At 51.3% G+C, this 4113-nt stretch carries 2 protein-coding genes; both read left to right on the plus strand.

Features of this window, described 5'->3' with window-relative positions; all coding sequences use genetic code 11:
* Positions 1-2220 (plus strand): ABC transporter ATP-binding protein (locus tag WBV27_RS10510; RefSeq protein ID WP_424201868.1); only part of this gene is annotated, 2220 nt, incomplete at its 5' end.
* The gene (locus WBV27_RS10515) at positions 2217-4082 is read left to right on the plus strand and encodes an ABC transporter ATP-binding protein (protein WP_424201870.1); all 1866 of its coding nucleotides are present in this window, start codon (positions 2217-2219) and stop codon (positions 4080-4082) included. The genes WBV27_RS10510 and WBV27_RS10515, both read left to right, overlap by 4 nt.
* Positions 4083-4113 lie beyond the last annotated feature (31 nt).

Consider the following 4113-nt stretch of genomic DNA (forward strand, 5'->3'; position numbering starts at 1 on the left):
ATAATGAAATACTTAAAACCTTTTGCCGGCACGATACTGGTCAGCCTGCTGATTTTGTTCGGGCAAGCGATTGGAGAATTGAGCCTGCCGAATCTGATGAGCGACATCGTCAATACCGGCATCCAGAATGGAGGCGTCGAACAGGAAGCCCCTGAAGCGCTGCCATCGGATGGCTTCGCGCTCATGACGCTGTTCATGGATGAAGAAGATAAGGAAACGTTCCAGAACAGCTACCAGCTGATTGAGGGCGGATCGGCGGAAGCCGAGGCCTACAGCGCAGAATTCCCTGAGAGCCAGGAAACGGATATCTACGTGCTGGATGAAACCGACCCGGAACAATTGTCCTCGCTGGAGAGCATCTTCAGCAAGGCAAGCTACAGCTTCGTGACGTTCATGAAAGAAATGGGCGGACAGCAAGGCGGTACTGCGACAGTCGATGCCGAGAGCGGCTTCGAGGACGTCGATATGAACCAATTGTACGCGCTGTTGCCGCAATTGCAGCAGTTGCCGCAGGAAGCTTTCACGGCGTCCATGGACGTTGCTGCGGCTGCCGAACCGATGCTCTACAGCCAAATCGGGATACTGTTCACGAAACTCTTCTATGAAGATCTGGGAGCGGATATGGATGCGCTCCAGAACCAATACATTATGACGAAAGGCGCACAGATGCTCGCTATCGCAGTCGCGGTGTCCGTTGCTTCCGTAGCGGTCGCGTATTTCTCTTCACGGATCGCCGCGAAAGTTTCCGGCCGGATGAGAAGGGATGTCTTCGCCAAAGTTGAAAGTTTTTCCAACACTGAGTTCGATAACTTTTCGACCGCATCCCTGATTACTCGCACGACCAATGACGTGCAGCAGATCCAACAACTGATCACGATCGGAATCCGCATGCTGTGCTATGCACCGATTTTGGCTACTGGTGGTCTGATCATGGCGATTGATAAGAGTGTCTCACTGGCTTGGACGATCGCCGTTGCGGTTATCGCACTTGTCGGCATCATGATGACGATCCTGTCGATTGCGATGCCGAAGTTCAAAGTGCTGCAAAGCTTAACGGACAGATTGAATCTGGTCAGCCGCGAAAACCTCTCCGGCATGATGGTTATCCGCGCTTTCGGCAATGAACCGTTTGAAGAGAACCGCTTCAACGACGCCAATGAAGACTATACCTTTACTAACCGCTTTGTGCAGCGTTTGATGTCCCTGTTGATGCCAGCGATGATGCTCGTCATGAACGGCGTTTCGCTGCTGATCATCTGGTTCGGCAGCCAGCAGGTTGCTGATTCTGCCCTGCAGATCGGGGATATGATGGCTTACATCCAATATGTGATGCAGATCATCATGGCCTTCTTGATGATTTCGATGATGTTTATCTTCCTGCCGCGTGCTTCTGTATCGGCAACAAGGATCGGGGAAGTATTGGATACGGACCTGAGCATCACTGATCCGATCGATGCGCAACCGAGCTTAAAAAATGAAGGGCTCATCACCTTCAACAATGTCTCTTATCATTATCCGAAAGCGAACGAGAATGTGTTGTCCAATATTTCCTTTACCGCTCGGCCAGGCGAAACGACGGCGATCATCGGCTCGACCGGTTCAGGTAAATCGACGTTGATCAATCTGATTCCGCGTTTTTATGATGTGACGGATGGCGTAATCGAAATCGACGGCATCGACATCCGGAAAATGACGCAAGCCGATCTGCGCCGCAACATCGGCTACGTTCCGCAAAAGGGGATGCTCTTCTCCGGAGACATCGCATCAAACGTTCTGTACGGAAAAGACGACGCTTCTATGGACGACATCATGAAAGCCATTGAAGTTGCCCAAGCGAAGAACTTCGTATCGGAGATGGAAGACGGCATCGAAACGGCTATCGCACAAGGCGGCGGCAACGTCAGCGGAGGGCAGAAACAGCGCTTGGCCATTGCCCGCGCGTTGGTTAAAAAAGCACCGATCTACATTTTTGACGACAGCTTTTCGGCTTTGGACTTCAAAACGGATGCGGCGTTGCGTTCTGCATTGCATGCCTACACGGACAACGCAACCGTCTTGATTGTGGCGCAACGGATCAGCACCATCATGGACGCTGAACAGATCATCGTCCTCGATAAAGGCAGGATCGTCGGGATAGGGACCCACGATGCGTTGATGAAAAACTGTGAGACTTACCAAGAAATTGCTAAATCTCAGCTTTCAGAGGAGGAATTAGCATGAGCGAAATGAAACAAAGAAGACCACAAGGCGGCCCGGGCGGAGGTCACGGTCCGATGGCCGGAATGAGCGCTCCGGTAGTGAAAGCGAAGGACTTCAAAGGCGGATTCAAAAAATTAGCTGCTTATCTGTCGCCCTTCAAATGGCTGATGCTAGTCGTCTTCATATTGGCGGTAGCCTCCTCCCTATTTGGGATCGTAGGACCAAAAATTATGGCTTTGGCCATCGATAAATTGGTAGCCGGCGTCATGCTGAAATTCACAGGCGGATCCGGCGAAATCGATTTCGATTACATCGGAACCGTACTGTTGGGGCTCTTGGGCTTGTACGTTTTGAGTGCCGGGTTCTCTTATCTGCAAGGATTTCTGATGTCTGGTGTTTCCGCAAAAGTTTCCTATAAACTGCGCAAAGACATCATGGAGAAAATCAACAAATTGCCGCTGGCCTATTTCCACAAGAACAGCCAAGGCGATGTGCTTTCCAGGATCACGAATGACGTGGACATCCTGAATACCAGCTTGAACCAAAGCTTAACCCAGATCATCACATCGATCACGACACTGGTGGGTGTCTTCATCATGATGCTGACGATCAGCTGGTCGCTGACGCTCGTCATCCTCGTCGTCCTGATCGTGTCCATGATGCTACTGATGCTGATCATGTCGAAGTCGCAGAAGCACTTCGTCAACCAGCAGAAATACTTGGGTGCGGTCAATGGCCATGTCGAAGAGATGTACGGCGGACATGTAGTCATGAAAGCCTTCAACGGGGAAGAAAAATCCGTTGCCGCTTTCGATAAAGAGAACGATCAATTGATCGAAGCCGGCTTCAAGGCCGAATTCCTTTCCGGTTTGATGATGCCTTTGTTGAGCCTGATCGGAAATCTTGGTTATGTCGTTGTCTGCATCATGGGGGGCGCGATGGCGGCTGCCGGAAATATGACGATCGGGGATATCCAAGCCTTCCTGCAATACGTGCGCAACTTCACCCAACCTTTGACGCAAGTCGCGCAAGTGGGGAGTCAATTGCAACGGATGGTGGCTGCCTCTGAACGTATTTTCGAGTTCTTGGAAGAGGAAGAAGAGACAGTGACCGAAGCGAAAATCGAAATGGCGACCGCTGATGTCAAAGGTAATGTTCGCTTCGAGCACGTCAAGTTCGGTTATGAACCGGATCATCTGGTCATCAAGGACTTCTCCGCGGATGTAAAAGAGGGACAAAAAGTCGCGCTAGTCGGTCCCACGGGTGCCGGCAAGACGACGATGGTGAAATTGTTGATGCGTTTCTACGACTTGACGGGTGGATCCATCTACATCGATAACCACAACCTTACCGATTTCACCCGCAGCGATCTGCGGACGGAATTCGGGATGGTGCTGCAGGATACATGGCTGTACAACGGCACAATTATGGAGAACATCCGCTACGGAAAACTGGATGCGACCGATGAAGAAGTCATCGCCGCCGCAAAAGCCGCGCAAGTGGATCACTTTGTCCGGACGTTGCCGGATGGCTATGACATGGTCCTGAACGAGGAAGCCAACAATGTTTCTCAGGGAGAAAAACAATTGCTGACGATCGCGCGGGCCATCCTTGCCGATCCGCAGATCATGATTCTGGATGAAGCGACAAGCTCGGTCGATACGCGGACGGAAGTGCTGATCCAGAAAGCGATGGATACGCTGATGCAAGGAAGAACAAGCTTCATCATCGCGCATCGTCTGTCGACCATCAAGAATGCCGACCTGATCCTCTGCATGGACAACGGGGACATCGTCGAACAAGGAACCCACGAAGAATTGCTGGCTAAGGGCGGCTTCTACGCCGACCTCTACAACAGCCAATTCGACGAAGGCGAAGAATAGTAAATAATAAAACTGCATCATGCAGCCTAAA

The sequence above is a fragment of the Trichococcus sp. genome, assembly GCF_049589555.1.
Taxonomy (GTDB): Bacteria; Bacillota; Bacilli; order Lactobacillales; family Aerococcaceae; genus Trichococcus.